The organism is Micromonospora sp. NPDC048905 (assembly GCF_040649655.1).
Lineage (GTDB): Bacteria > Actinomycetota > Actinomycetes > Mycobacteriales > Micromonosporaceae > Micromonospora.
The window spans coordinates 75,951-97,522 of sequence record NZ_JBEZFV010000011.1; the positions used below are offsets into that span (position 1 = coordinate 75,951).

The 21,572-nt window shown below is 72.3% G+C and carries 20 protein-coding genes; 9 read left to right on the plus strand and 11 right to left on the minus strand.

The features are described 5' to 3' along the window. Positions 1-76: 76 nt before the first annotated feature. Positions 77-898, plus strand: coding sequence for an RNA methyltransferase (locus tag AB0C01_RS25700; protein ID WP_357572398.1), 822 nt, complete (start codon positions 77-79; stop codon positions 896-898). Between the two features lie 4 nt (positions 899-902). Here AB0C01_RS25700 and AB0C01_RS25705 read toward each other — a convergent pair whose 3' ends face one another. Together AB0C01_RS25705 and AB0C01_RS25710 are read right to left on the minus strand one after the other, a co-directional pair. After that, positions 903-1,439 (minus strand): alpha/beta hydrolase, encoded by a 537-nt coding sequence (locus AB0C01_RS25705; RefSeq protein WP_357253105.1) that lies wholly within the window; start codon positions 1,437-1,439, stop codon positions 903-905. Between the two features lie 94 nt (positions 1,440-1,533). Beyond that, entirely contained in the window at positions 1,534-3,096 is a 1,563-nt protein-coding gene (locus AB0C01_RS25710) for an NAD(P)/FAD-dependent oxidoreductase (protein ID WP_357253102.1), read from the minus strand. Positions 3,097-3,271: 175 nt separating this feature from the next. Here AB0C01_RS25710 and AB0C01_RS25715 point away from each other — a divergent pair, with 175 nt between their 5' ends. The 5 genes from AB0C01_RS25715 (at position 3,272) to AB0C01_RS25735 (ending at position 6,918) form a co-directional block, all read left to right on the plus strand. Next, complete coding sequence (locus AB0C01_RS25715; RefSeq protein WP_357572336.1) at positions 3,272-4,552, plus strand: hypothetical protein; 1,281 nt, start codon at positions 3,272-3,274, stop codon at positions 4,550-4,552. A gap of 33 nt (positions 4,553-4,585) precedes the next feature. After that, positions 4,586-5,026: a hypothetical protein gene (locus tag AB0C01_RS25720; protein WP_357572337.1), complete on the plus strand. Its 441-nt coding sequence runs from the start codon at positions 4,586-4,588 to the stop codon at positions 5,024-5,026. Positions 5,027-5,097: 71 nt separating this feature from the next. Next, the gene (locus AB0C01_RS25725; RefSeq protein ID WP_357253094.1) at positions 5,098-5,670 is read left to right on the plus strand and encodes a GNAT family protein; all 573 of its coding nucleotides are present in this window, start codon (positions 5,098-5,100) and stop codon (positions 5,668-5,670) included. A gap of 41 nt (positions 5,671-5,711) precedes the next feature. After that, positions 5,712-6,125, plus strand: a complete 414-nt coding sequence (locus AB0C01_RS25730) for a type II toxin-antitoxin system Phd/YefM family antitoxin (RefSeq protein ID WP_357253091.1) — start codon at positions 5,712-5,714, stop codon at positions 6,123-6,125. A gap of 82 nt (positions 6,126-6,207) precedes the next feature. After that, positions 6,208-6,918: a helix-turn-helix domain-containing protein gene (locus AB0C01_RS25735; RefSeq protein WP_357572338.1), complete on the plus strand. Its 711-nt coding sequence runs from the start codon at positions 6,208-6,210 to the stop codon at positions 6,916-6,918. Here AB0C01_RS25735 and AB0C01_RS25740 read toward each other — a convergent pair. From AB0C01_RS25740 to AB0C01_RS25775, 8 genes are all read right to left on the minus strand, one after another. Then, complete coding sequence (locus AB0C01_RS25740) at positions 6,900-7,478, minus strand: dihydrofolate reductase family protein (protein ID WP_357253085.1); 579 nt, start codon at positions 7,476-7,478, stop codon at positions 6,900-6,902. The two genes, AB0C01_RS25735 and AB0C01_RS25740, sit on opposite strands and share 19 nt — an antisense overlap. Positions 7,479-7,616: 138 nt before the next feature. Continuing rightward, the gene (locus AB0C01_RS25745; RefSeq protein ID WP_357572339.1) at positions 7,617-8,684 is read right to left on the minus strand and encodes an ABC transporter ATP-binding protein; all 1,068 of its coding nucleotides are present in this window, start codon (positions 8,682-8,684) and stop codon (positions 7,617-7,619) included. Next, the gene (locus AB0C01_RS25750) at positions 8,681-9,496 is read right to left on the minus strand and encodes an ABC transporter permease (RefSeq protein ID WP_357572340.1); all 816 of its coding nucleotides are present in this window, start codon (positions 9,494-9,496) and stop codon (positions 8,681-8,683) included. Before AB0C01_RS25750 ends, AB0C01_RS25745 begins: the two co-directional genes overlap by 4 nt. Next, complete coding sequence (gene modA, locus AB0C01_RS25755; RefSeq protein ID WP_357572341.1) at positions 9,493-10,278, minus strand: molybdate ABC transporter substrate-binding protein; 786 nt, start codon at positions 10,276-10,278, stop codon at positions 9,493-9,495. The genes AB0C01_RS25750 and modA overlap by 4 nt, the downstream gene beginning before the upstream one ends. Beyond that, positions 10,275-10,697, minus strand: coding sequence for a TOBE domain-containing protein (locus AB0C01_RS25760; protein ID WP_357572342.1), 423 nt, complete (start codon positions 10,695-10,697; stop codon positions 10,275-10,277). Before AB0C01_RS25760 ends, modA begins: the two co-directional genes overlap by 4 nt. 523 nt (positions 10,698-11,220) lie before the next feature. After that, positions 11,221-11,613 carry an SCO5389 family protein gene (locus AB0C01_RS25765; protein ID WP_179783419.1) on the minus strand — a complete coding sequence of 131 codons (393 nt, stop codon included), beginning with the start codon at positions 11,611-11,613 and terminating at the stop codon, positions 11,221-11,223. A 145-nt stretch (positions 11,614-11,758) separates the two neighbouring features. After that, a complete protein-coding gene (smpB, locus tag AB0C01_RS25770; RefSeq protein ID WP_357572343.1) occupies positions 11,759-12,250 on the minus strand; it encodes an SsrA-binding protein SmpB in 492 nt (163 codons plus the stop codon). A gap of 25 nt (positions 12,251-12,275) precedes the next feature. Then, positions 12,276-14,513 (minus strand): hypothetical protein, encoded by a 2,238-nt coding sequence (locus AB0C01_RS25775; RefSeq protein ID WP_357255599.1) that lies wholly within the window; start codon positions 14,511-14,513, stop codon positions 12,276-12,278. Positions 14,514-14,664: 151 nt separating this feature from the next. Between AB0C01_RS25775 and AB0C01_RS25780 the strand changes: the two genes are divergently transcribed. The 3 genes from AB0C01_RS25780 (at position 14,665) to AB0C01_RS25790 (ending at position 19,848) form a co-directional block, all read left to right on the plus strand. After that, positions 14,665-16,323 carry an FAD-dependent oxidoreductase gene (locus tag AB0C01_RS25780; protein WP_357255601.1) on the plus strand — a complete coding sequence of 553 codons (1,659 nt, stop codon included), beginning with the start codon at positions 14,665-14,667 and terminating at the stop codon, positions 16,321-16,323. A 43-nt stretch (positions 16,324-16,366) separates the two neighbouring features. Then, positions 16,367-17,824, plus strand: a complete 1,458-nt coding sequence (locus AB0C01_RS25785; RefSeq protein ID WP_357572344.1) for an ATP-binding protein — start codon at positions 16,367-16,369, stop codon at positions 17,822-17,824. A gap of 77 nt (positions 17,825-17,901) precedes the next feature. Continuing rightward, positions 17,902-19,848 carry an ABC transporter ATP-binding protein gene (locus AB0C01_RS25790; RefSeq protein ID WP_357572399.1) on the plus strand — a complete coding sequence of 649 codons (1,947 nt, stop codon included), beginning with the start codon at positions 17,902-17,904 and terminating at the stop codon, positions 19,846-19,848. 132 nt (positions 19,849-19,980) lie between these two features. On the opposite strand, the gene AB0C01_RS25795 is transcribed toward AB0C01_RS25790, so the two are convergent. Continuing rightward, positions 19,981-21,552, minus strand: coding sequence for a nucleotidyl transferase AbiEii/AbiGii toxin family protein (locus AB0C01_RS25795; protein ID WP_357572345.1), 1,572 nt, complete (start codon positions 21,550-21,552; stop codon positions 19,981-19,983). Positions 21,553-21,572: the final 20 nt, after the last annotated feature.

Consider the following 21,572-nt stretch of genomic DNA (forward strand, 5'->3'; position numbering starts at 1 on the left):
TCCGGCCGGAGCGCGTGCCGACCGCGGTGCCCACCCCAGTACGCTCGGCGCACGGTCAGACGCGATGGAGGCGGGGTTGGTGGCGGTCCTACGGGTGACAACTCGCAATGCGCGGTTCCAACAGTGGGAGGCGCTGTTGGGCAACCGCACCAAGCGCCAGCGCAGCGGCGAGTTCCTCGTGCAGGGCGTCCGACCCATCACGCTCGCGACCCAGCTCGGGTGGCAGGTCCGCCAACTCCTGTACAACGCGGACGCACACCTGTCGAGCTGGGCGCACGAGACCCTCGACGCGGCCCGCGCGACGAAGGTGGCCGTTGCCGGCGAGCTGATGCTCGAGCTGGGTGGCAAGGCGGACGTCGCCCCGGAACTGCTCGCCGTCGTGGCGTTGCCCGATGACGACCTCGGTCGCATCCCGACCGGTCCCGACCTGCTCGCGGTCGTGTTCGACAGGCCCACCAGCCCCGGAAACATCGGGACGCTGGTCCGCTCGGCGGACGCCTTCGGCGCCGGGGGCGTCATCGTCACCGGCCATGCCGCCGACGTCTACGACCCCAAGTCGGTTCGGGCCAGCACGGGCTCACTCTTCTCGGTCCCCGCGGTGCGGGTGCCCTCCCACCGGACGGTGCTCGACTGGGTCGAGGCCATCCGCGCGGACGGCGTCGACGTGCAGGTGGTGGGGACCGACGAGAGCGGCACGGTGGAGGCGGCGGAGTACGACTTCACCCGGCCGACGCTGCTGGTGGTCGGCAACGAGACGTCCGGGCTGAGTTCGGCGTGGCGCGACGCCTGCGACCACCTGATCCGGATACCCATGGTGGGCATGGCCAGCTCCCTGAACGCCGCCACCGCCGGATCCGTCGTCCTGTACGAATCGGCACGGCAGAGGGCGCGCGGGTAGCGGGTCAGGGGATGAGCCGGTCGAGCAGCTCGAACCGCTCGTACGGCTGGTCGTAGTCGCCGAAGTGCCCGTCGTCGCGCACGATCTGGGTGCCCCCGAGCCGCTCGAACATGGCGCGCCCCTGGCGGTCGTCGCAGCCGTACGGGTCCTTGCGTGAGTTGATGAAGTAGATGTCGCGCACGTGGGACCGGATCGCGGCCCAGTCGTAGCTCTGCTGCAGGACCGGTTCCTCGCTGGTGTTGGGTCGGGTGCAGTAACCGGCGACCAGGATCGCCTGCGCCACGGTCACGTCGACGTGTTCGAGGAGCGCCAGAAGGAGCGCCGCGCCACCGGAGTGGCCCACCAGGATCGTGTCCTCGTCGAAGTGGTGCCCGTCGAGCACCGTCGGCAGGAACGTGGCGATCGGTTCGACGTTGATGCCCGGGTGGTGCGGGACCTCGACGGTGTAGCCCCGGGCCTCCAACCGTCGCGCCAGCCAGCGGTACCAGACGACGTCCGGGTTGCCACCGGTCCCGTGGAAGATGATCGCCCTGCGCCCCACCCTGCCCCCTTCGGATCGACGTGCAGATCAAACCACGTGATCCTCGGAGGCGGGGCAGGCGACGCCCACGGCATTCGGCAGGGCGGCCGGGCGCTCAGTCCACGGGTGCCGGCAGCGGCGCGGCCCGGTCACCGTCGCCGCCGGCGCGCGCCCCGACGGGAGCGACGATCGGGGCGGCGACGATCCGGCTGGGCAGCACCGGCGCGTCCCGGCCCGTGCCGCGCCGGTCGCCACCGGAGGACTGCTCGTGGTAGTCCTGCTCGACGTTGACCGTCCAGACGTCGTGCGTACTGCCGGTGGCGATGTTCTCGACCGTGAGCATCGCGGTCAGCATCGAGTGGTCCTGGTTGTTGTAACGGTGCATACCGTTGCGCCCCACCGGGTGCACGTTCGGCACCGCCTCGGCCAGCCACGCCCGGATCACGTCCACGTTGTGCTGGTAGCGCTCGTCGTACACCGGGTAGGCCTTCGGCATCCGCACGACGTAGCCGGCCTCCACCACGCCGGGCCGCGCCAACCCCAGCCGCTCCAGCTCCGCGGTGGCCAGGGCCACGAGGTCGGCATCCGGGGTACGCCACATCTCGTCGTCCTCGAACACGAAGTACTCCAGGCCGAGGCAGGTACGGCCGTCCTTGACGAGGTACGGCGACCAGGAGCCGAAGTTCTGGATCCGGCCCACCCGTACCCCCGGATCGTGCACGTAGATCCAGTTGTCCGGGAACGAGAACTCCGCGGGCACCACCAGCGCCACCGTCAGGAAGTCGCGGTAGCGCAGGTCGGCGGCGCAGGCCAGCACCTCCGGCGGCGCCGCCGGACGCAGGACGGACACCAGCTCCGAGATCGGCATCGACGAGATCACGTGGTCGGCTGGCTCGGTACGCTGCCCGTCCGCGCCGTTGACCGTCACGCTGATCGCCCGCCGTCGCCCCGGGTCGCGGTGCACGGCGGTGACCCAGGTGCCCGTCGACACCTGCCCACCCCGGTGGCACACCTGCTCGGCGCAGCGCTCCCACATCATCCCCGGCCCGTACTTCGGGTACTGGAACTCCTCGATCAGGCTTGTCACGTCCGTGCGTCGCCGCCGGGGCAGCAGCGCGTTGCGGATCGCCGTGGCCAGGGACAAATTCTTGATCCGCTGTGCGGCCCAGTCCGCCTGCAACCGGTCCGCCGGCATTCCCCAGACCTTCTCCGTGTACGTCTTGAAGAAGATCGAATACAGCCGCCAGCCGAACCGGGCCGACACCCAGCCCTCGAAGTGCGACTGGTCGCGTGGCGGCCGGAGCCGGGCGTGGGCGTACGACCCGAGGCAGCGGACCGCCTCCGCCAGCCCCAGGTTGCGCAGCGCGTTGACGGCGCTGAGCGGGTAGTTGAACAGCGCGCCCCGGTAGAAGATCCGGCTCATCCGGGGCCGGGTCAGGAAGTCCTCGTCCGGCAGGATCTCGTGCCAGAACGCCTCCACCCGGGGCACCTTCGTGAAGAACCGGTGCCCGCCGATGTCGAACCGCCACCCGTCGCGTTCCACGGTCCGGCTGATCCCGCCGACCACCTCGTCGGCCTCGAAGACCCGGACCGTCCGGCCGTGCCGGAGCAGTTCGTACGCCGCCGTGAGCCCCGCGGGCCCCGCGCCGATGACCACCGTGCCGTGCTGCTCGCCCATGCTGCCGCACTCCCCGCTCTGCTGATCGTCGGTGGCGCCGCGCCTACCCGTTCTGCGCCGAATGTCACTCCCGGTCAACGATCGATTCCACTCCGGAGTGGCGTCTGGCGGCGTACAACGGGTTGGACCACACTCCTGAGCGGCGGGTGGGCCGGCGAACCGGGGGGCGGGGCGGATGCACCGGTGGCGGAGCGGCGCGGCGACGCTGGCCGTCCGACTGGGCGCTGCCGGCCGCGCCGGCCTGGTGGCCGCTGCCGGCCGCGCCGGCCTGGTGGGCGCTGTCGGCCGCGCCGGAGCGCGCGCGTTCCGTCGGGTGCCGGCGCCCTGGCCGTACGTGATCGGCCTGTTCCTCGGCGCGAAACTGCTGCTGACCCTGCTCGGGTTGCTGGTCCTGCACGCCTGGGACGACGTGCCCGGGGCGCCGCCGCCCGACGAGGCGCTGATGTGGGCCCAGCAGCGCGAGATCTCCGGGCACCGGTGGATCTCCCTCTGGTTCGCCTGGGACGGGCTGCTCTACCTGCGGCTGAGCGAGCTGCCCCTGACCGGGCCGTGGCGGGACTTCGGCTTCCCGCTGCTCTACCCGTTCCTGGCCCGGCCGGTCGGCGCGCTGCTCGGCGGCGACAATGCGCTGGCCCTGCTGGTGATCAGCAACGTCGCGTTCCTGCTGGCGCTCTGGTACGGCTACCGGCTCGCCGAGGTGCTGCTCGGCGACGTACCCGCGGCCCGCCGCTTCACCAGGTACCTCGTGCTGCTGCCGACCGCGTTCCTGTTCCAGGCCGCGTTGACCGAGTCGCTCTTCGTCTGTCTCGCGTTGGCCGCGTTCTACCACGCCGAGCGACGCCAGTGGCTGTTGGTCGGTGTGCTCGGCTACTTCCTGGCGATGAGCCGCTCCGTCGGCCTGCTCGTCGCGCTGCCGCTGGCCTTGGTGCTGCTGCGTCAGCACGACTGGCGGCTCGGCCCCCGCGCCCTGCTCGGCTGTCTGCGAATCGGCTGGCCGTTGCTGCTGCTGCCCGCCGGCTGGTTCACCTTCATGGCGTTCTGCCGGTGGCGCGGCGGCGACTGGTTCGCCTACCAGCAGGCGCAACGGACCGGATGGGGCATCGAGACGCAGAACCCGGTGCCGGTGCTGCTGAACGGGCTGGCCGGGGAGCCCCGCGACGCCGCGCGGGTCCTCTTCGCCGTGGCCGTGTTGGCCGTGCTGGTCGCCGGGTTCCGCCGCCGGGAGGTGGCCTACCTGGTGTACGGCGTCCTCATGGTGCTGGTGCCGCTGTCGATCGGCCCGGCGGTGTACCGGAGCCTGCTGCGCTACCTGCTCGCCGCGTTCCCGGTGGCCCTGGTGCTGGCCCGCTGGGCCCGCGACGGCGGCGTCGACCTCTGGCTGACCGCGACGCTCGCCGTGGTGCAGGGCGTGCTGTTCGTGCTCTGGCTCACCTACTGGACCCACATGATCATCTGATTGGGCCGGCCGCCGACGGGGCAGAATGACGCGGTGACCGAGCCGCGGGTCCGCCTCGACAACCTCGGGGCCTGGCTGATCAAGGGCAACGCCGACCAGGTCGACCTGACCGCCCGGTTCGCCCAGGATCCCCGGGTGACCAGCTGGTGCGTACGCCCCGGCTACCGGGCGCGGATGATGAGCGCCGGACAGGCGATCGTCTTCTGGGCCAGCGGCAGTCGTGGTCGACTGCCCTACGGGCTGTGGGGGATCGGTCGGGTCACCGGGCCGGCCGAGCCGAGGCCACCGGGGCAGCCCTGGTCGGTGCCACTGGACCTGCCCATCCTCGCCGAAGGGGACCGGGTGCCCCGGCAACGACTACGCGCCGATGGGCGGCTCGCCGCCCTGGAGGTGTTCCGCCAACCGCAGGCCGCCAACCCGTCGTACCTGACCGTGGCGCAGTTCGCGGCGCTGCGTACCCATCTGCCGACCTGAGCGCGTGCCCGGCGCGGGCACATGCGTGCGGCCTGTGCGAGGCTGTTTTCCCGCATCTGACTGGAGGCCCGGTGTTCGCCCTGCCGCTGACCGAGGAGGTCGAGCTGCGCCCGCTGGACCCGTGGCGGGCCGAGGAGTTCCTCGCCCACCTGGATCGGGCGCGGGAGCACATCCAGCCCTGGGTGGCGCCGTCGTTCGTCGCCACCGACCTGCCGTCGGCCCGCGCGGTGTTGCAGCGGTACGCCGACCGGTGGGCCAGCGACACCGGCGGTATCTGGGGGCTGTGGTGGCGCGGCACGCTCGTCGGCGGCGTCATGTTCGTGTCGTTCGACGCGACCCGGGGCGTCTGCGAGGCGGGTTGCTGGGTGGAGCCGGCCGCGCAGGGAAGGGGAATGGTCGCCCCGGCGATCCGCCGGATCGTCGACTGGGCCGTCCGCGAGCGCGGCATCCACCGGGTCGAGTGGCGTACCGCCGCCGACAACATCCGCAGCAGGGCACTCGCGGCGCGGCTCGGTTTGCGCCTCGACGGCACCCTCCGCCAGGTCAGCCCAGGCCCGCACGGCCGCATCGACCTTGAGGTCTGGTCGGTCCTGGCCGACGAGTGGCTGGCCGGACCGGACGCACCGCCGACCATTGTCCACTGACGACCGCGGGTTTTGTCGTACCCCGGCGGCACCATTCATCCATGGCCGTCCCCGCGCTCACCCCCCACCCCGACCCGCCGCGTTCCGTGCCGCTGCGTGAGGCGCGCACCCGGTTCAGTCAGCTTGTCGCGCTCGCCGAGCTGACCGACGCGGTCACCGTCGTCACCCGCGACGGCGATCCCCGCCCGGTCGCCGCGATCGTCCCCGCCGCAGCCGCGCGCAGCGGCGCCCAGGCCCGCGCCGACGCCGACCGGCTCGCCACGGTCACCGCAGGCTGGGCACGCCGTCTCGAGGAGCAGCACCGACGCAGCACCCAGCGGCACGCCGCCGAGCTGGCCGCGATCCGCGCCGCGCTGGCGCAGGCGTGGGCCGAGTTGGATCGCCGGGTCGTCCCGGGCGGCGACCCCACGCTGGCCCGGCTGCGCGCGGCGCACAACGACCTGCTCGCCGGCTGACCGCGTCCGCGCGGCCAGCTGTCGGCGGGATCCTCCACAGCTGGCGAGCCACGGCGAGCGCGCGGCACCGTATCCTTCGTCCGTGGGGCTGCGGTTCACGACACGCGGATCGGACTCGCCGTGGGTGGACACCGTCTGGACCTGCACGAGCGACCAGGTCACCGCGATGACGTCGGTCGCGGGGGTGCGGTGGGGCCTGGTGTTCTGGACACAGGCCGGCCGGGCGCACACGGGCATCACCGGTCCCGAGACCCGGACCGGCACGGCGCCGGTGCCGGAGGGCGCGACCTTCACGGGCATCGAGTTCGCCGTGGGCACCTCGTTGCGGGCCGTGCCCACCTCGGCGCTGACCGACGGTGGCATCGCGCTTCCCGACACCACGCGTCGGACGTTCTGGCTGGACGGAGGGCACTGGCAGACGCCCTCTCCCGACGACGCCGAGGCTCTGGTCGACCGTCTCGTCCGGGCCGGGGTCGTGGTCCGTGACGCGCTCGTCGCCGACGTGCTGCGGGGTCACCGCCCGCCCGTGTCGGGGCGCACGCTCGAACGCCGGTTCCGCGCCTCGACCGGATTGACGCGGAGCGCCGTCCGGCAGATCGAGCGTGCCCGCACGGCGGCAGAGTTACTGGCTGCCGGCGACCCGGCCGCCGCCGTCGTCGTCAAGCTCGACTACTTCGACGAGCCGCACCTGGCCCGAGCGTTGCGCTCCTACGTCGGCCGCACCGCCCGGCAGTTGCGCGAGGGGTCCGGCGGCGCGATCGCCCTCGACCTGGATCACCGCCGGACGTCGTAGACCAGCTTGACGATCCCGTTCGGATAACTCTCCGACTCCCGCAACGTCAGCATGTGCTTGTCCCGGTCGGCCCGGCCGAACAGGCTCTTGCCGGCACCGAGCAACACGGGGAAGACGAGCAGGTTGTACTGGTCGATCAAGCCCGCGTCGGACAGCCGCCGAGCCAGCTCCGCGCTCCCGTGGATGAAGATCGCGCCGCCCTCGCTCTCCTTGAGCGCGGCGATGTCCCCGGTCGAGCGCAGGATCGTGGTCGGCCCCCACCCGTCGACGACGGCGTCGTCGGACAGCGAGGTCGACACGACGTACTTGGGCAGCTCCTTGTAGCCGGCGTGGTCCTCCGAGCCGGGCCAGACCGGCGCGAACGCCTCGTAGCTGCGCCGGCCGAACATCAACGCCGTCGTGTCGGCGAGTTCCTCGCCCTTCAACGACCAGGCTTCCGGGACGAACTCGAGGTCCTTGAACACCCACCCACCGCTGCGGTGCTCCTCGGTTGGGCCGCCGCCGGGCGAGTCCACGACGCCGTCGAGCGACATGAAGCCGGTGTAGACCAGATTGCGCATTGTGCTGTCTCCTCGTGCTCGGGCGAGCTGCCGGGTCCACGCTAGATCGCGACGGCGGTGGTTGTCTTGGACGAAAACGACAGCGGACCCACCACCGTCGCGGCCGGCTCGTCGTCCGTGTCTGTGGCGACCCGACGTTCAGCCGGTGGCCGGGTAGGCGTGCGTCTCGGCTGCCTTGACGGCCACCCAGACCCGCTGACCGGGAATCAGTCGCAGTTGGGCGGCCGCGGCAGGCGTGACGTCCGCGGCCACCCCGATCGGCCCGTCCAGCTGCACCCGTAGGTTGTCGCCGTGCCGCTGCACGCCGGTCACCGTCCCCGCCCAGGTGTTGCGCGGGCTGCCCTCCGGCTGGGACGGGTGCAGGGCCACCGCCGCCGGGCGGAACGCCACGAAGGCCTCGCCGTCCAACCGGTCGGCGACGGTGAGGGTCAGGGCCGGCGCGACGCGTACCCCGTGTCCTTCGGCCCGGCCCCGGTAGAGGTTGAGCCCGACCAGCCGGGCCACGTAGTCGGTGCGCGGCCGGGCGGTGACGCTCGGTCCGTCACCCTCCTGGACCACCCGACCACCCTCGACGATGACCAGCCGGTCGGCCAGCGCGAGGGCGTCCAGCGGATCGTGGGTGACCAGCACCGTGGCGCCCGGGTGCGCGGACAGGTGCCGGTGCAGCTCCGCGCGGGTGTCCAGCCGGGTACGCGCGTCCAGCGCGGCGAGCGGCTCGTCCAGCAGCAGCAGCGACGGCGCGACGGCCAGCGCGCGAGCCAGCGCCACCCGCTGCGCCTGGCCACCGGAGAGTTGTCGGGGACGGCGGTGCGCCTGCGCGTCGAGCCCCACCCGAGCGAGCCAGTCCCGGGCGGTGGCACGCGCGCCCCGCCGGTCCACGCCGTGCCGGCGTGGCCCGAACGCCACATTGTCCAGGGCACTGAGGTGCGGAAACAGCAGGTAGTCCTGGAAGACCACGCCGATCGGCCGGCGCTCGGTGGGCACCCAGCCGCGCGTCTCCGGGCGGTCCAGGTCGACGCCGTCGAGCGTGACGTGCCCGGCGGTGAGGGGATGCAGCCCGGCCAGCGCGCGCAGCGCGGTGCTCTTGCCGGCGCCGTTCGGCCCGAGCAGCGCGACCACCTCACCGGGCGCCACGCGCAGCGGGACGTCCAGCCGGAAGGCGCCCCGGTCGACGACGAGCCGGGCGTCGAGCAGCGCAGGCTTCATGCGCTGGTCATCCAGCGGTCCCGCAACGCCACCAGAATGCCCACCGACACGACGAGCAGCACCAGGCTGAGCACGATCGCGGACTCCAGGTCGGTCTCCAACGCCAGGTAGACGGCGAGCGGCATGGTCTGTGTCCGACCGGGATAGTTGCCAGCGAAGGTGATGGTGGCACCGAACTCGCCCAACGCCCGCGCCCAACAGAGCACCGCCCCGGCGGCCAGCCCCGGTGCCACCAGCGGCAACGTGACGTGGGTGAAGGTGGTCCACCGGCCCGCACCCAGGGTGGCGGCGGCATCCTCGTAACGGTGGTCGGCGGCGCGCAGCGCCCCCTCCACCGCGATGACCAGGAACGGCATGGCGACGAACGACTCGGCCACCACGACGCCCGCGGTGGTGAAGGGCAGGGTGATGCCGAACGTGGCGTCCAGCCAACCGCCCAGCAGCCCCCGCCGGCCGAAGACCAGCAACAGCGCCACCCCGCCGACCACCGGCGGCAACACCAGTGGCACGGTGACCAGCGCGCGGACCAGTCGCCGGCCGGGAAACTCGACCCGGGCCAGCACCCACGCGAGCGGCACCCCGAGCAGCAGGCAGAGCGCGGTGGCCAGGGTCGCGGTCTGCACCGACAGCCGCAGCGCGGTCAGCGCCCCCGGCGTGGTGAGCCGTTGTGGCAGGGTCGCCCAGGGCGCCCGGATCACCAGACCGACGAGCGGGAGGACGAGGAAGAGCAGCCCCAACCCGGCGGGGATCAGCAGCGCGATCGGCACCCGCCCCCGCCGTCGGGGCGCGGCGTGCTCGAGGACCCGACTCATGGCGCCTGAAAACCGGCCTCGGCGAGGACCGCCTGCGCCGGCGCCGAGCGGACGTACGCGACGAAGGCCTTCGCGCCGGCCGGATTCGGGGCGTCCCTCAGCGCGACGATCGGGTAGTCGTTGACCGCCCGCGCCGACTCGGGAAACTCCACCCCGGTCACGTCGGCGCTCGCCGCTCGTGCGTCCGTGCGGTAGACCAGGGCCGCGTCGACCTCACCGAGCCTCACCTTGGCGAGCGCGCCCTTGACGTCCTGCTCCAGGGTCACCGGGGTCAGCGCGACGCCGGCCGCGTCCAGGGCGGTGCGGGCGGCCGCCCCGCAGGGCACCTGGCTGGCGCAGAGCGCCACCTTCACGCCGGACCTGCTCAGGTCGGCCAACCCGGTCACGCCTGCCGGGTTGCCGCGGGGCACCGCGATCACCAACTGGTTGCGGGCGAAAGTCGTCGGCGTACCGTCGGCGTTGCCCGCCGCGGTGACCGTGGCCATGTTCGCCGGGGCGGCGGAGGCGAACACGTCCGCCGGCGCACCCTGGTTGATCTGGTTGGCCAGCGCGGAGCTGCCGGCCACGTTGAGAGTCACGGTGCTGCCGGGGTTGGCGGCCTCGAAGTCCTTACCGATGCGGCGGAACGACTCGGTCAACGAGGCGGCCGCGAAAACCGTCACCCGGCCGGTGACCCGGCCGTCGACGGCACCACCGGAGGCTCGGTCGCCGCTCGCGCCGCAGCCGGCGACGGCCACCGCCACGAGTACGACCACCACCGCGCGTAGCGCCCGCGCGCTCATCCCGCCGACCTTCCCCTGATCGGGGCGGGTGCGGCCCGCTCCACCACCACCGTGGTCGACTTGATCACCGCGACGGCCATCGACCCGACCCGCAGGTCCAGCTCGTCGACCGCCTCCCGGCTCATCAGCGACACGACGCGGAACGGGCCGGCCTGGATGTCGACCTGGGCCATCACCGTGTCCTTGCGGACGTCGACGACGATGCCGCGCAGCCGGTTGCGGGCCGAGGAGAACTCGGCGCCCGCGTCCGGGTCGCCGGCCTGGGCGCGGGCGAACACGGCCAGGTCGACGCCGTCGATCACCCGGTGGCCGTGCTCGTCGCGCCCGGCCGTCAGCCGCCCGGCGTCCACCCAGCGCCGGATGGTGTCGGCGCTGACGCCGAGCAGGTCGGCGGCCTCCCCGATCCGGTACGTCGTCACCCGCTCACCCTAGCGCCCGCAGATGCGAGCCCATATGACCCCCACGCCATCATCTGCGCAGGCACAGGGGCGTCAACGTCAGCAGTTGCGGCAGCGAGCCCGAGACGCACCGCCTCCGCCCGTCTCGCCCCTCGCCCGTCTCGCCCCTCGCACGTCTCGGTCCCTCGGCGCCCTCGCCGCAAGATCGTGCTCGATTCAGGAAGTAGTGGCATTGGTGTGTTGGTGAGGCCACTACTTCCAGGATCGAGCGTGACCAACGGATGTGAGCCGCCCGAAGTCGCTCCCGGGGCCTGGCTGAGCACGGTGCTGGTCATCAAGACCCGCGCAACTACCCGGATGTTGTGACGATCTTGGCGTGGGGCGTGGGGCGTGGGGCGTGGGGCGTGGGGCGCGGGGCGCGGGGCGTGGGGCGCGGGGCGTGGGGCGCGGGGCGCGGGGCGGCGCGTCGGGCGGCAGGGTCCCCGGGCGCCAGGGTCCCCGGGGGCGGGCGGGCCGCGGGGTCCGCCCGCCCCGAGGGGGCTCCTCAGCAGTTGCGGAGTTCGGGGGACTGGTTGAGCAGTTGGCCACGGGTCGACACGAAGCGGCGGTAGCGTTCCCCGTCGACGGCGGACGGGCGGAACGCGGCGACGCGGTGGCAGTTCTGGAATGCCAGGCGTACGCCGAAGTGCCGTTCCAGGCCGGCGCGGATCGCGTCGCTGGCCAGGGCCCGGAGCAGTTGCCCCCGGTCGGCGTCGGTGGGCGGCGGGACGACGTTGTCGGCCAGGTCGTCGTCTCCGGCTTCGAGTTCGGCGACCACCCGGCTCACGGTGGCCCAGGCGTACGGGAGTGAGTCGCGGACGCAGGCGATGAAGGCCTCGTCGTCGATCGGGCCTCGTTCGGCGGCGTCGAGCAGGGCGGGCGGGACGGTGAGCGACATGGTTCTCCTCCGCATCGAGTAACGATTACCGTTTTCATTAACGGCGTCGACTGAGCAGACCACGTGGATGAAGGGACGTCAACGACCCCGCGGGCGCGCCGCGAACAGAAACCGGAGGTGGCAGCAGACCGGAGGTGGCAGCAGATCAGGGCCGGCGGGGGTGGCCCTTGAGGTGTCGTCCCAGCTCGCGGGCGATCTCGCGGTTCGCGTCGCGCTCGGCGAGCGTCTGCCGCTTGTCGTAGGAGCGCTTGCCCTTGGCCAGCGCCAGCTCGACCTTGGCATAGCCGTTCTCGAAGTACATCGACAGCGGGACCATGGTCACCCCGCCCTCGCGGACATTGTCCAGGATCCGGTCGATCTCGGCCCGGTGCAGCAGCAGCTTGCGGTTGCGGCGCGGGGCGTGGTTGGTCCACGTGCCGTAGGTGTACTCGGCGATGTGCAGGCCGTACAGCACGATCTCACCGTCGCGCTCGTGCGCGAACGCGTCCACCAGCGAGGCCCGCCCCTCGCGCAGCGACTTCACCTCGGTCCCGACCAGCACGATGCCCGCCTCGTACGTGCGCAGCACGGTGTACTCGTGCCGGGCCTTCTTGTTCGAGGCGATCAACCGGCGTTCGGGCTGCTTGGACGGGCTCACCCCGCGACGATATCCGGCCGCCGTCTCAGCCGGTCGTCCGGCGTTCGGGGAGCAGTCGCCCGGTCAGCTCCCGTACCGCCTCGGCGAACTCGTCCTGCGACTCGCACGGCCAGTGCCCGAGGATCGGCGGAGGAACGCTGTCGCTGGGCGCCGGCACCACATCCTGCGGGTCGACCAACCGGCGGTCCACCATCGCCGCCGGACCGGTCAGCGTCTCGGCCGTCCCGGGTCGGTGGGCGGCGAAGATCCAACCACCGATCGGGTCGGTGTCGCGCCACAGGTTGATCCAGCGCCAGCCGACCCGTTCGCCGATCTCCCGCAGCGCCGGCTCGTCGGCGTAGGCCGGGAACAGCCGCGAGTACAACCGACCCAGTGGCGATCCGTAGGTCAGCAGCGCGACCCGGTCGGTGATCCGGGTGGGCAGTTGCAGCACCGTCGCGGCGAGCAGCACCGAGCCGTGGCTGTGCCCGGCCAGCAGCACGCCCTGTCCCTGTTCCACCAGGTAGGTGATCCGCTTGGCCAACTCGGGCACGGCCCGCTCGGCGTAGCAGGGCGGCGCGAACGGGTGCGCCGCCCGGGGCCAGAACGTGCCCAGGTCCCAGAGCACACCCACGTAGCGACGGAACTGCGCCGTCCGGTACGCGAAGATGCCGCCCACCACCAGGCCGAGCAGGATCAGGGCGATCGCGTAGCTGCCCGACCCGATCAGGAAGTTGACCATGCTTTCGGGCACCCCGACGTAGCGCTGCGCCAGCTCACCCGGCAGGAGCTGGAGCAGGCCGAGCACGCTGGTGGACAGGCCGAGCGCCGCCAGCCCGGCGTACACCACGGAGAGCGGTTCCAGCCGCTCGGTGAACCGGGCCCGGGCGATCGCCCGCTCGACCCGCCGCACCCGGTCCGCCGCCGCCGGAGGAGCGTGCGGGAAGTCGGCGGTCACGATCGCCCGGGCTACCCGCCGCCGCCCGCGCCGGGTCAGCCTGGTGACCAGGGCGGCCACCAGCAGAGCGGTCAGCACCGCCAGGAAAAACCCGAAGATCGCCCACTTGTACGCCAGGGGCGGGCTGGTCTCCAGCCCGTCCGCGGTCGTGCCCTCGCGATCGAGCACGTCCGCCACGCGGTAGACCAGCTCGGCGGAGAACGCCACGGCGAGACCGGCCGCGATCGTGACGAAGACCGGCGCTCCCAACGCGCGCAGCGGCCCCCCGCGCTGCCCGCCGCCCCGCCGCCAGATCACCAGCGCGGCGAGGATGGTTATCAGCATCATCTGGCTGACGAACAGCCAGGCCACGATCGCTCCGTAGCCGGGCAGTGCGCCGCCCCGCGGCCACGGGGCCGGGCTGATGACGACGTGCACGATCACCAGCATCGTCACGCCGCAGGCGATCGTGCGCAGCCCGCGGAAGAGGGCGTCCACCCGGGGCGCCGGGTCGGTCCGGTCGATGCTCGGCACCACCGTGAGCAGGACCAGGCAGGCCAGCAGCACCGCCCCGGTGGCCGCCAGCAGGAGCACCATCACCCACGAGCGGTGTTGGCTGGCGCGGGCGGCCAGCAGGCTGCCGTCGAGGGTGGCGAATCCCGCCGCGACGTGGACCGAGCGCAGCCGACCCACGAGTGGCTCGCCGTCCCACTGGCCGACCGCGCTCAACCGGTGTTTCGAGGTCGGGGTCGACGGGCTGCGGAACGCGTCGAACGAGTGGCCCGGGCGGGCGCCGAGCCACCAGACCAACCCGAGGGCGGCGACCGGCACCAACGCCAGCACACCCAGGCGGAGCCCGGGCGGGCGTCCGCCGAGCCAGGACAGCCAGCTCCGCCCGGCCAGGCACGACGGGGTGTCCATGCAGCGCCAGGCGACCAGGTCCAACGCCACCCCGACGATGGAGAGCACGTAGAGCATGGTGAGGGTGAGGGCGAGCACCCGGCACAGCGCCATGAAACCCAACTTCGACGCGGTGTTCGCCGGGCGCATCCACAGCGCCACGTTGCAGAGCATGAAGGGCAACAGGAACACCAGCGACAGCGTCCGCACGGCCGTGCCGGACGGCAGGTCACTCCACCGGTACGCCTCCAGCGTCACCCCGTCCGTCCCGGTCGAGTCCGGGTAGCCGGGGCGCGGTCGGTAGAACCCGCCGCTGCGGTCCCCGGCGACCTGGTGCACGTACGGCCGGCCCAGCACCTGATCCGCCCCCGCGCCGGAGACACCGTGCACCCGCAGTTCCACGATCCCGCCCGACGTGGTCGGTCCGGTCGGCGACACGTCCGCCATGGGCCCCCCGAGGTGTGCGCGGCAGCCGGGCGGGTCGTCGACGTACGACCACCTACGCGGCTCCCCGGCTTACCCATCCCGAACCCGGTCAACCATCCGCCGAGCCCGGGCCGTGGTGCGGCCGACCGTCAACAGGTGATTTCATGGCGCCATGGCGAATCCGGTGATCCTGACCGTCGACGACGACCCCGTGGTGTCCCGCGCGGTGGCCCGGGACATCCGCCGCCGCTACGGCGACCGCTACCGGGTGCTGCGGGCGTCCTCCGGACCGGAGGCGCTGGACGCGCTGCGGGAGGTCAAGCTGCGCGGCGAGCAGGTGGCGCTGCTCCTGGCCGACCACCGGATGCCGGAGATGACCGGCGTGGAGTTCCTGGAAGCGGCGATGGACATCTTCCCGGCTGCCCGCCGGGTGCTGCTCACCGCCTACGCGGACACCGATGCCGCGATCGAGGCGATCAACGTGGTGGACCTGGACCACTACCTACTCAAGCCCTGGCATCCGCCGGAGGAGAAGCTGTACCCGGTGGTCGACGGGCTGCTGGAGGCATGGTCGGTCACCCCGGACGCGGTGAGCGCCGAGATCCGGGTCGTAGGGCACCGCTGGTCGGCGCCGTCGTTCAAGGTCCGTGACTTCCTGGCCCGCAACCTGGTGCCGTACCGGTGGATGCTCTCCGACGACCCGGAGGGCGCCCGCCTGCTCGACGCGGCCGGGGCCACCGAGGCGGACGTGCCGCTGGTGGTGACGGCCGACGGTAAGGCGTTGATCGCCCCGAACGAGGCCGAGTTGGCCGCGTTGGCAGGGCTCACCGTGGTGCCCGCGTCGGACTTCTACGACCTGGTGGTGATCGGTGGCGGCCCGGCCGGCCTCGGTTCCGCTGTCTACGGCGCGTCGGAGGGGCTGCGCACCGTGCTCGTCGAGCGGCGGGCGACCGGCGGGCAGGCCGGGCAGAGCAGCCGGATCGAGAACTACCTGGGTTTCCCCGACGGCGTCTCGGGCGCGCAGTTGACCGATCGGGCCCGGCGGCAGGCGGTCAAGTTCGGCGCCGAGTTGCTCAGTGCCCGGGAGGTGGTCGGTCTGAGTGAGGCCGGCGGCGCCCGGCTGTTGCGCTTCGGCGACGGCTCCGAGATCGCGGCGCACACCGTGGTGCTGGCCACCGGCGTGTCGTACCGGGTGCTGGACGCTCCCGGGCTGGCCGACCTCACCGGTCGGGGGGTGTTCTACGGTGCGGCCGCCACCGAGGCGCCGAGCTGCGTCGAGCAGGACGTCTACATCGTCGGCGGGGCCAACTCCGCCGGCCAGGCTGCGGTGCACTTCTCCCGGTACGCGTCGAGGGTGCACCTGCTGATCCGGGGCGCGGACCTGACCGCCTCGATGTCGCGTTACCTGATCGACCAGTTGGAGCGGATCGACCGGATCACCGTGCACCCGCACACGGCCGTGGTCGGCGGTGCGGGTGAGGACCACCTGCAACGGCTCACCCTCTGCGACACCCGTACCGGGGAGGCCCGCTCGGTCGACACCTCCTGGCTGTTCATCTTCATCGGCGCGGAGCCCCGTACCGACTGGTTGGACGGGGTGGTGGTCCGGGACGGACGCGGCTTCATCGTCACCGGCCCGGACCTGTTGGCCGGGGGACGCCGGCCGGCCGGCTGGTCGCTGTCGCGCGACCCGTACCACCTGGAGACCAGCGTTCCGGGGGTGTTCGCGGCCGGGGACGTGCGAGCCGAGTCGGTCAAGCGGGTCGCCTCGGCCGTCGGCGAGGGCGCGATGGCCGTCTCGCTCGTGCACCGCTATTTGGAAGCCCAATGAGCCGGTTCAGCGAGGCCCCGCAGTCGCGAACGAAGGAGATCCAGTGACCACCGCGTCTGATCGGCTGACACCCGCGCAGTTGCGCACCCTGTTCCTGTTCGAGTCCCTCGACGAGGGGCAGCTCGACTGGCTGGCCGAACGCGGCCGGGTCGAGCAGCGCGCCGGCGGCACCCTCGTGTACGCCGAGGGGGAGCCCGGGACCTGCTTCTTCGTGCTGGTGCGCGGCGCGGTGGCGCTGAGCCGCCAGGTGCGCGGCGACGACATCGAGGTCAGCCGCACCGACCAGCGCGGCGTGTACGGCGGGGCGGTCCAGGCGTACCTGGGTGACCAGGTCGACCAGATCTACCGCAACACCATGCGGGCGCTTGTCGACTCGGACTTCTTCGTGCTGCCGGCGGAGGACTTCGCGCACGCCCTGCGGTCCTGGTTCCCGATGCCGATGCACCTGTTGGAGGGGTTGTTCCTCGGCCTGCGGAACAGCCAGACCATCGTCGGCGAGCGGGAGCGACTGCTGGCCCTCGGCTCGCTGTCGGCGGGGCTGACCCACGAGCTGAACAATCCGGCCGCGGCGGCGGTGCGGGCCACCTCGGTGCTGCGGGACCGGGTCGCCGGGATGCGGCACAAGCTCGCCATGGTCGCCGATGGTCGGCTCGACGGCACCGCCCTGCACGGCCTTGTCGCGTTGCAGGAGGAGGCTGTCGCTCGGGTGGCCACCGCGCCGAAGTTGACCCCGATGGCCACCGCCGATGCCGAGGACACCCTCACCGACTGGCTGGAGGAGCACGGCGTCGGCGGCGCCTGGGATCTGGCACCGATCCTGGTAGGAGGCGGGCTCGACGCGGCCTGGTTGGCGCAGGTCAAGGCCGCTGTCGGCGCGGCGGACCTGGAGGCGGCGGTGCGCTGGCTCACCTACACGGTCGACACCGAGCTGCTGATGCGGGAGATCGGCGACGCGGTCACCCGGATCTCCGGTCTGGTGGACGCCGCCAAGCAGTATTCGCAGCTGGACCGCGCGCCGCACCGGGTGGTGGACGTGCACGACCTGCTCGACGCCACGCTCGTGATGTTCAAGGGGAAGATCCCCGCCGAGGTGAAGCTGGTCCGCGAGTACGACCGCAGCATCCCGCCGGTCCCGGCGTACGCGGCCGAGCTGAACCAGGTGTGGACCAACCTGATCGACAACGCGTTGGGCGCGATGGGGGAGAAGGGGGTGCTGACCGTCCACACCGGCCGCGTCGGTGACCAGTTGGCGGTCGAGGTCACCGACACCGGCCCGGGTATCCCGCCCGAGGTGCGTCCACGCATCTTCGAACCGTTCTTCACCACCAAGCCGGTCGGCGCGGGCACCGGCCTGGGGCTGGACATCTCGTACCGGATCGTGGTGCACAAGCACCACGGTGACATCCGGGTGGAGACCGAGCCGGGACGGACCACGTTCCGGGTGCTGCTGCCGATCACGGAGGGCGCACCGGAGGTGCCCGGCGACGCGCCGACTACCTAGAGACAGCGGGCGGTAGCGGGCAGTAGTCTCGGGCGGCGTTTCGTGATCCCGCCCCCGAGGAGGGTCCCGTGGAGTCGATGGCACGCCAGCGCACCACCGTGGAGAACGACCAGCCGGATGATCCACCGGACACGATGTTGCCGGAGCTGGAGGATCGTGAGTGGCTGCACCACGCACAGGAGTTCGCGCACACCAGCTTCTGGGCGGTGGCCCGCCGGCTGCCCCGGCTGGTCCGGGCGGCGGTCGGCCTGGCCTGGTCCACCAACCGCCGGGACACGGTCGCCTCCATCGGCCTGAACATCGCCGCCGGGGTGATGACCACGTTCGGCCTGCTCGCGACGACAAGCGTGCTGCGCGAGTTGTTCGCCGTCGGTCCCACCCCGGACCGGGTCCGCTCGGCCCTGCCGGCGCTGATCGTGGCCGCGGCGGCGGTGTCGGCGCGCGGCGGCCTGACCATCGCGGCGGGTTGGGCGCAGGCCCGGCTGATCCCGCAGATCAACTATCAGGTGGAGCTGCGGCTGTTCGAGGCCACCACGGCGGTGGACCTCGCCGCGTTCGACGACGCCGGCTTCGCCGAGGAGATGGACCGGGCGCGCGACCGGGGGATGGCGGAGGCCGCGTACATCGTCGACCACACCGTCAACCTGGTCACCGGCGTGGTGGGGATGCTCGCCACCGCCGTCGCGGTGACCGTCATCCAACCGCTGCTGCTGCCCTGCCTGCTGCTGGCCGCGGTGCCCCAGGCGGTCACCGCGGTGCGGATGGCCCGCCGGGAGTACCTGGCGATGCTGGCCCGGATCACCAGGCGACGCCGGATGTGGATGCTGGCCCACCTGATGGCCAACCGGCACACCGCCGCCGAGGTACGCGCGTACCAGATGCGCGACTTCCTGCTCGCCGAGTATCGCGGGGTGATGGCGGTCGAGACCCGCGCCGAGCTGCGGCTGGTCCGCTCCCAGACCGGCACCCGGGTCATCGGTGCCACGGTGGCGGGGCTGGCCACCTTCGGCGTGTACGCGGTCCTCGGCGGCCTGCTGCTCAGTGGGATGGTGGCCCTCGCCGCCGCGGCCACCGCCCTGCTCGCGTTGCAGTCCGCGCGGACCAGCCTGGGCGTGGCCGTCGTCGCCACCAACTCGCTGTACGAGGACGCCCTCTACTACCAGGACTACCAGGACTTCCTGGCCCGCGCCCACGCCCGGGTGCCGATCGGCGGCAACCGGGTGACCGACGGTGTCGACGTGATCGAGGTGGACGACGTGAGCCTGCGCTACCCGGACACCGACGCCCCGGCGGTGGACCGGGTCAGCCTGACCGTCCGCCGGGGCGAGGTGATCGCGCTTGTCGGCGAGAACGGCTCCGGCAAGACCACCCTGGCCAAACTGATCGCGGGCCTCTATCAGCCGACCGGCGGGGTGATCCGTTGGGACGGCGTCGACGCGGCGGAGTTGGACCCGCGCGCCCTGGGCGCCGAGGTGGCCGTGATGACCCAGGAGTGGTGGAAGTTCCCGTTCACCGCCGGGCAGAACATCCGCGTCGGCCGGCACGACCGCCCACCGGACCGGTCCGGCCCGAGTGTGCAGGAGGCGGCTCGTGCGGCCGCCGCGCACGACATGATCGTCGGCCTGCCGCGCGGCTACGACACGCTGCTCGACCGGGAGTTCAAGGACGGTCACGAGCTGTCCGGTGGGCAGTGGCAGCGGCTCGTCGCGGCTCGCGGCCTCTACCGCGACGCCGCCCTGCTGATCTGTGACGAACCCTCCGCCGCCCTGGACGCGCGTGCCGAACACGCCCTGTTCCAGCACCTGCGCCGCCGCCCCGACCGGGCGGTCGTGCTGATCACCCACCGGCTGGCAAACGTCCGGCACGCCGACCGGATCTTCGTGCTGGAACGGGGTCGACTCGTCCAGCACGGCAGCCACGACGAACTGATGACCGCCGGCGGCCTCTACCGTGAGCTGTTCGACCTGCGGGCCAGCGGCTACCTGACCGGCACCGACGAACGCCGCCCCGCCGACACCCGCTGACCAGATCGCGCCGAGCCCAGCCGAGGAGGCTGCCGCGGACCGACGCGGCGGCCAGGGCCCGGTGTCAAAGTCCCTGGCCGGCCTGCGACGGCCCCAGACGGCTCGGCTGCACCGAGGACTTTGACACAGGCCCTATGCCCAGGCGCGGTCGAGGGCCAGCGCGAGCCGCTGTGTCCACTGCTCGACGGTGCCCTCGATACCCGGGTACTCGTCGGTGAAGTTGGCCCAGTCGACGCCCCAGGTCAGCACGGTCTCGGCGTCGAAGCGGTCGGCTTCGACGGCGAGGTCCGGTCGCATGAGCCGGCGGACCAGGTCCAGGTCGACGGTTGTGGTTTCGGCGAGGAGAACTGCGTCGTAGAGATCCTTGCCCTGCGGATACGAGTCGGTGGCCAGCCACAGCAGCTTCCACGCCAGCGCCAGCGCGGCGGGTGCGGCCAGCATCGGCTCCGCGACACCCGGCAGCATGACCGTTTCCGGTGGGAGGGGGAGCTGTTCGCCGAAGACGATGTCGATCTGTACGTGGCCGTCCGGCGCCCCGGCCGTGCTGAACGGGACGACGAGGCGGCGGCCGTCGGCCCGGTCGTACGTCCAGATGGCGGCCTCGCTGATCCGGTCCGGTTGCAGGCCGGCATCCGGGGTGGCCCGGACGGCGGCCTTGACGGCGTCGAGTAGCGCACGGGCGTCGGCACTGTCGCTGGTGATCGTGTGTGGGACGACGACGAAGTCGAGGTCGCCCGGCTCGCGGGCGCCGTCACCGACCTGGGCCGGCAGGAGGACACTCCCGCGCAGCACCAGATGGCGGCTCTCGGGGATCGCCGCGATGACCGCCAGGATCTGTCGCATCGCGGCGCGCCGGGCGGTGGTCCACCGCTCACCGGTGGCGGCCGCGAGGAAGTCGGGCTCACCAGCCCGGTACGCGTTCGAATACTGCCTGAGCGCCGGATCGAACGCCGCCCGCTGGCGGACGGGTACGTCGGCGGGCAGTGGTCGGTAGGTCGGCGGAAAGCCCGGCATGCCCTCCGGTGCGGACCTCACGGTGTTCTCGCGCGTCGCCTGCCACTCGTTCACGCGGCCTTCGGGCACGTCCATCCAGCGGTCGTCGTGTGCCGGGTTGCCGTCGAACACGACGTACTCCTGCTCGACGGCGACGGGCTCATGCCCGGCGGCGGCCAGGGCCGCGACGAGGTCGTCCAGGCGCTGCTTGGCGGTGGTGAGCCCGACGCCGTGGCAGCGCTGGTTGACGAACCGTTCCTGCACACCGTCAGCGCGTTCCCGGCGGGCGTTGCGGGACAGCCGCGCCCCGTGCGGCACGACCAGATCGGTCAGCGCCAGTACCTGCGCCACCGCCGGGCCGGTCAGCAGCAGCTTGAGGTGATGCTCGAAGTACCGGCCCTTCGGCTCCGTCGCCGCCTGCTCGTCCGACTGCGGCACGCCGACGCACCACGGTGCCGCTTCGATCTTCGTGCGGCGCACCTGCATACCGGCGGCCCGCACCTCGCGTTCCCAGCGCAGCGCCGCGGCCCGCTGCTCGGCCAGCGTGCCTCGCCCGGTCAGGGTGAGCATCGGCTGGTAGGCGAACGTGCCCCGGTCGAGCACGATGTGCACGAACTTCATCCCGTGCCGGGCCGTGAAGGCAGACAGCAGGTTCGCCTCGTGATCTTGGACAGTGATGTGGATTTCGAAGTCCCCCGACACCTCACGCATCGACGGAGTCTATGCCGGGG

Coding starts and splice junctions, on each gene's coding strand:
- AB0C01_RS25710 (WP_357253102.1), bottom strand. CDS start 3,096: ATGGGCGAGCAGCACGGCACGGTGGTCATCGGCGCGGGGCCCGCGGGG.
- AB0C01_RS25715 (WP_357572336.1), top strand. CDS start 3,272: ATGCACCGGTGGCGGAGCGGCGCGGCGACGCTGGCCGTCCGACTGGGC.
- AB0C01_RS25730 (WP_357253091.1), top strand. CDS start 5,712: ATGGCCGTCCCCGCGCTCACCCCCCACCCCGACCCGCCGCGTTCCGTG.
- AB0C01_RS25740 (WP_357253085.1), bottom strand. CDS start 7,478: ATGCGCAATCTGGTCTACACCGGCTTCATGTCGCTCGACGGCGTCGTG.
- AB0C01_RS25745 (WP_357572339.1), bottom strand. CDS start 8,684: ATGAAGCCTGCGCTGCTCGACGCCCGGCTCGTCGTCGACCGGGGCGCC.
- AB0C01_RS25750 (WP_357572340.1), bottom strand. CDS start 9,496: ATGAGTCGGGTCCTCGAGCACGCCGCGCCCCGACGGCGGGGGCGGGTG.
- modA (WP_357572341.1), bottom strand. CDS start 10,278: ATGAGCGCGCGGGCGCTACGCGCGGTGGTGGTCGTACTCGTGGCGGTG.
- AB0C01_RS25765 (WP_179783419.1), bottom strand. CDS start 11,613: ATGTCGCTCACCGTCCCGCCCGCCCTGCTCGACGCCGCCGAACGAGGC.
- AB0C01_RS25775 (WP_357255599.1), bottom strand. CDS start 14,513: ATGGCGGACGTGTCGCCGACCGGACCGACCACGTCGGGCGGGATCGTG.
- AB0C01_RS25780 (WP_357255601.1), top strand. CDS start 14,665: ATGGCGAATCCGGTGATCCTGACCGTCGACGACGACCCCGTGGTGTCC.
- AB0C01_RS25790 (WP_357572399.1), top strand. CDS start 17,902: ATGGCACGCCAGCGCACCACCGTGGAGAACGACCAGCCGGATGATCCA.
- AB0C01_RS25795 (WP_357572345.1), bottom strand. CDS start 21,552: ATGCGTGAGGTGTCGGGGGACTTCGAAATCCACATCACTGTCCAAGAT.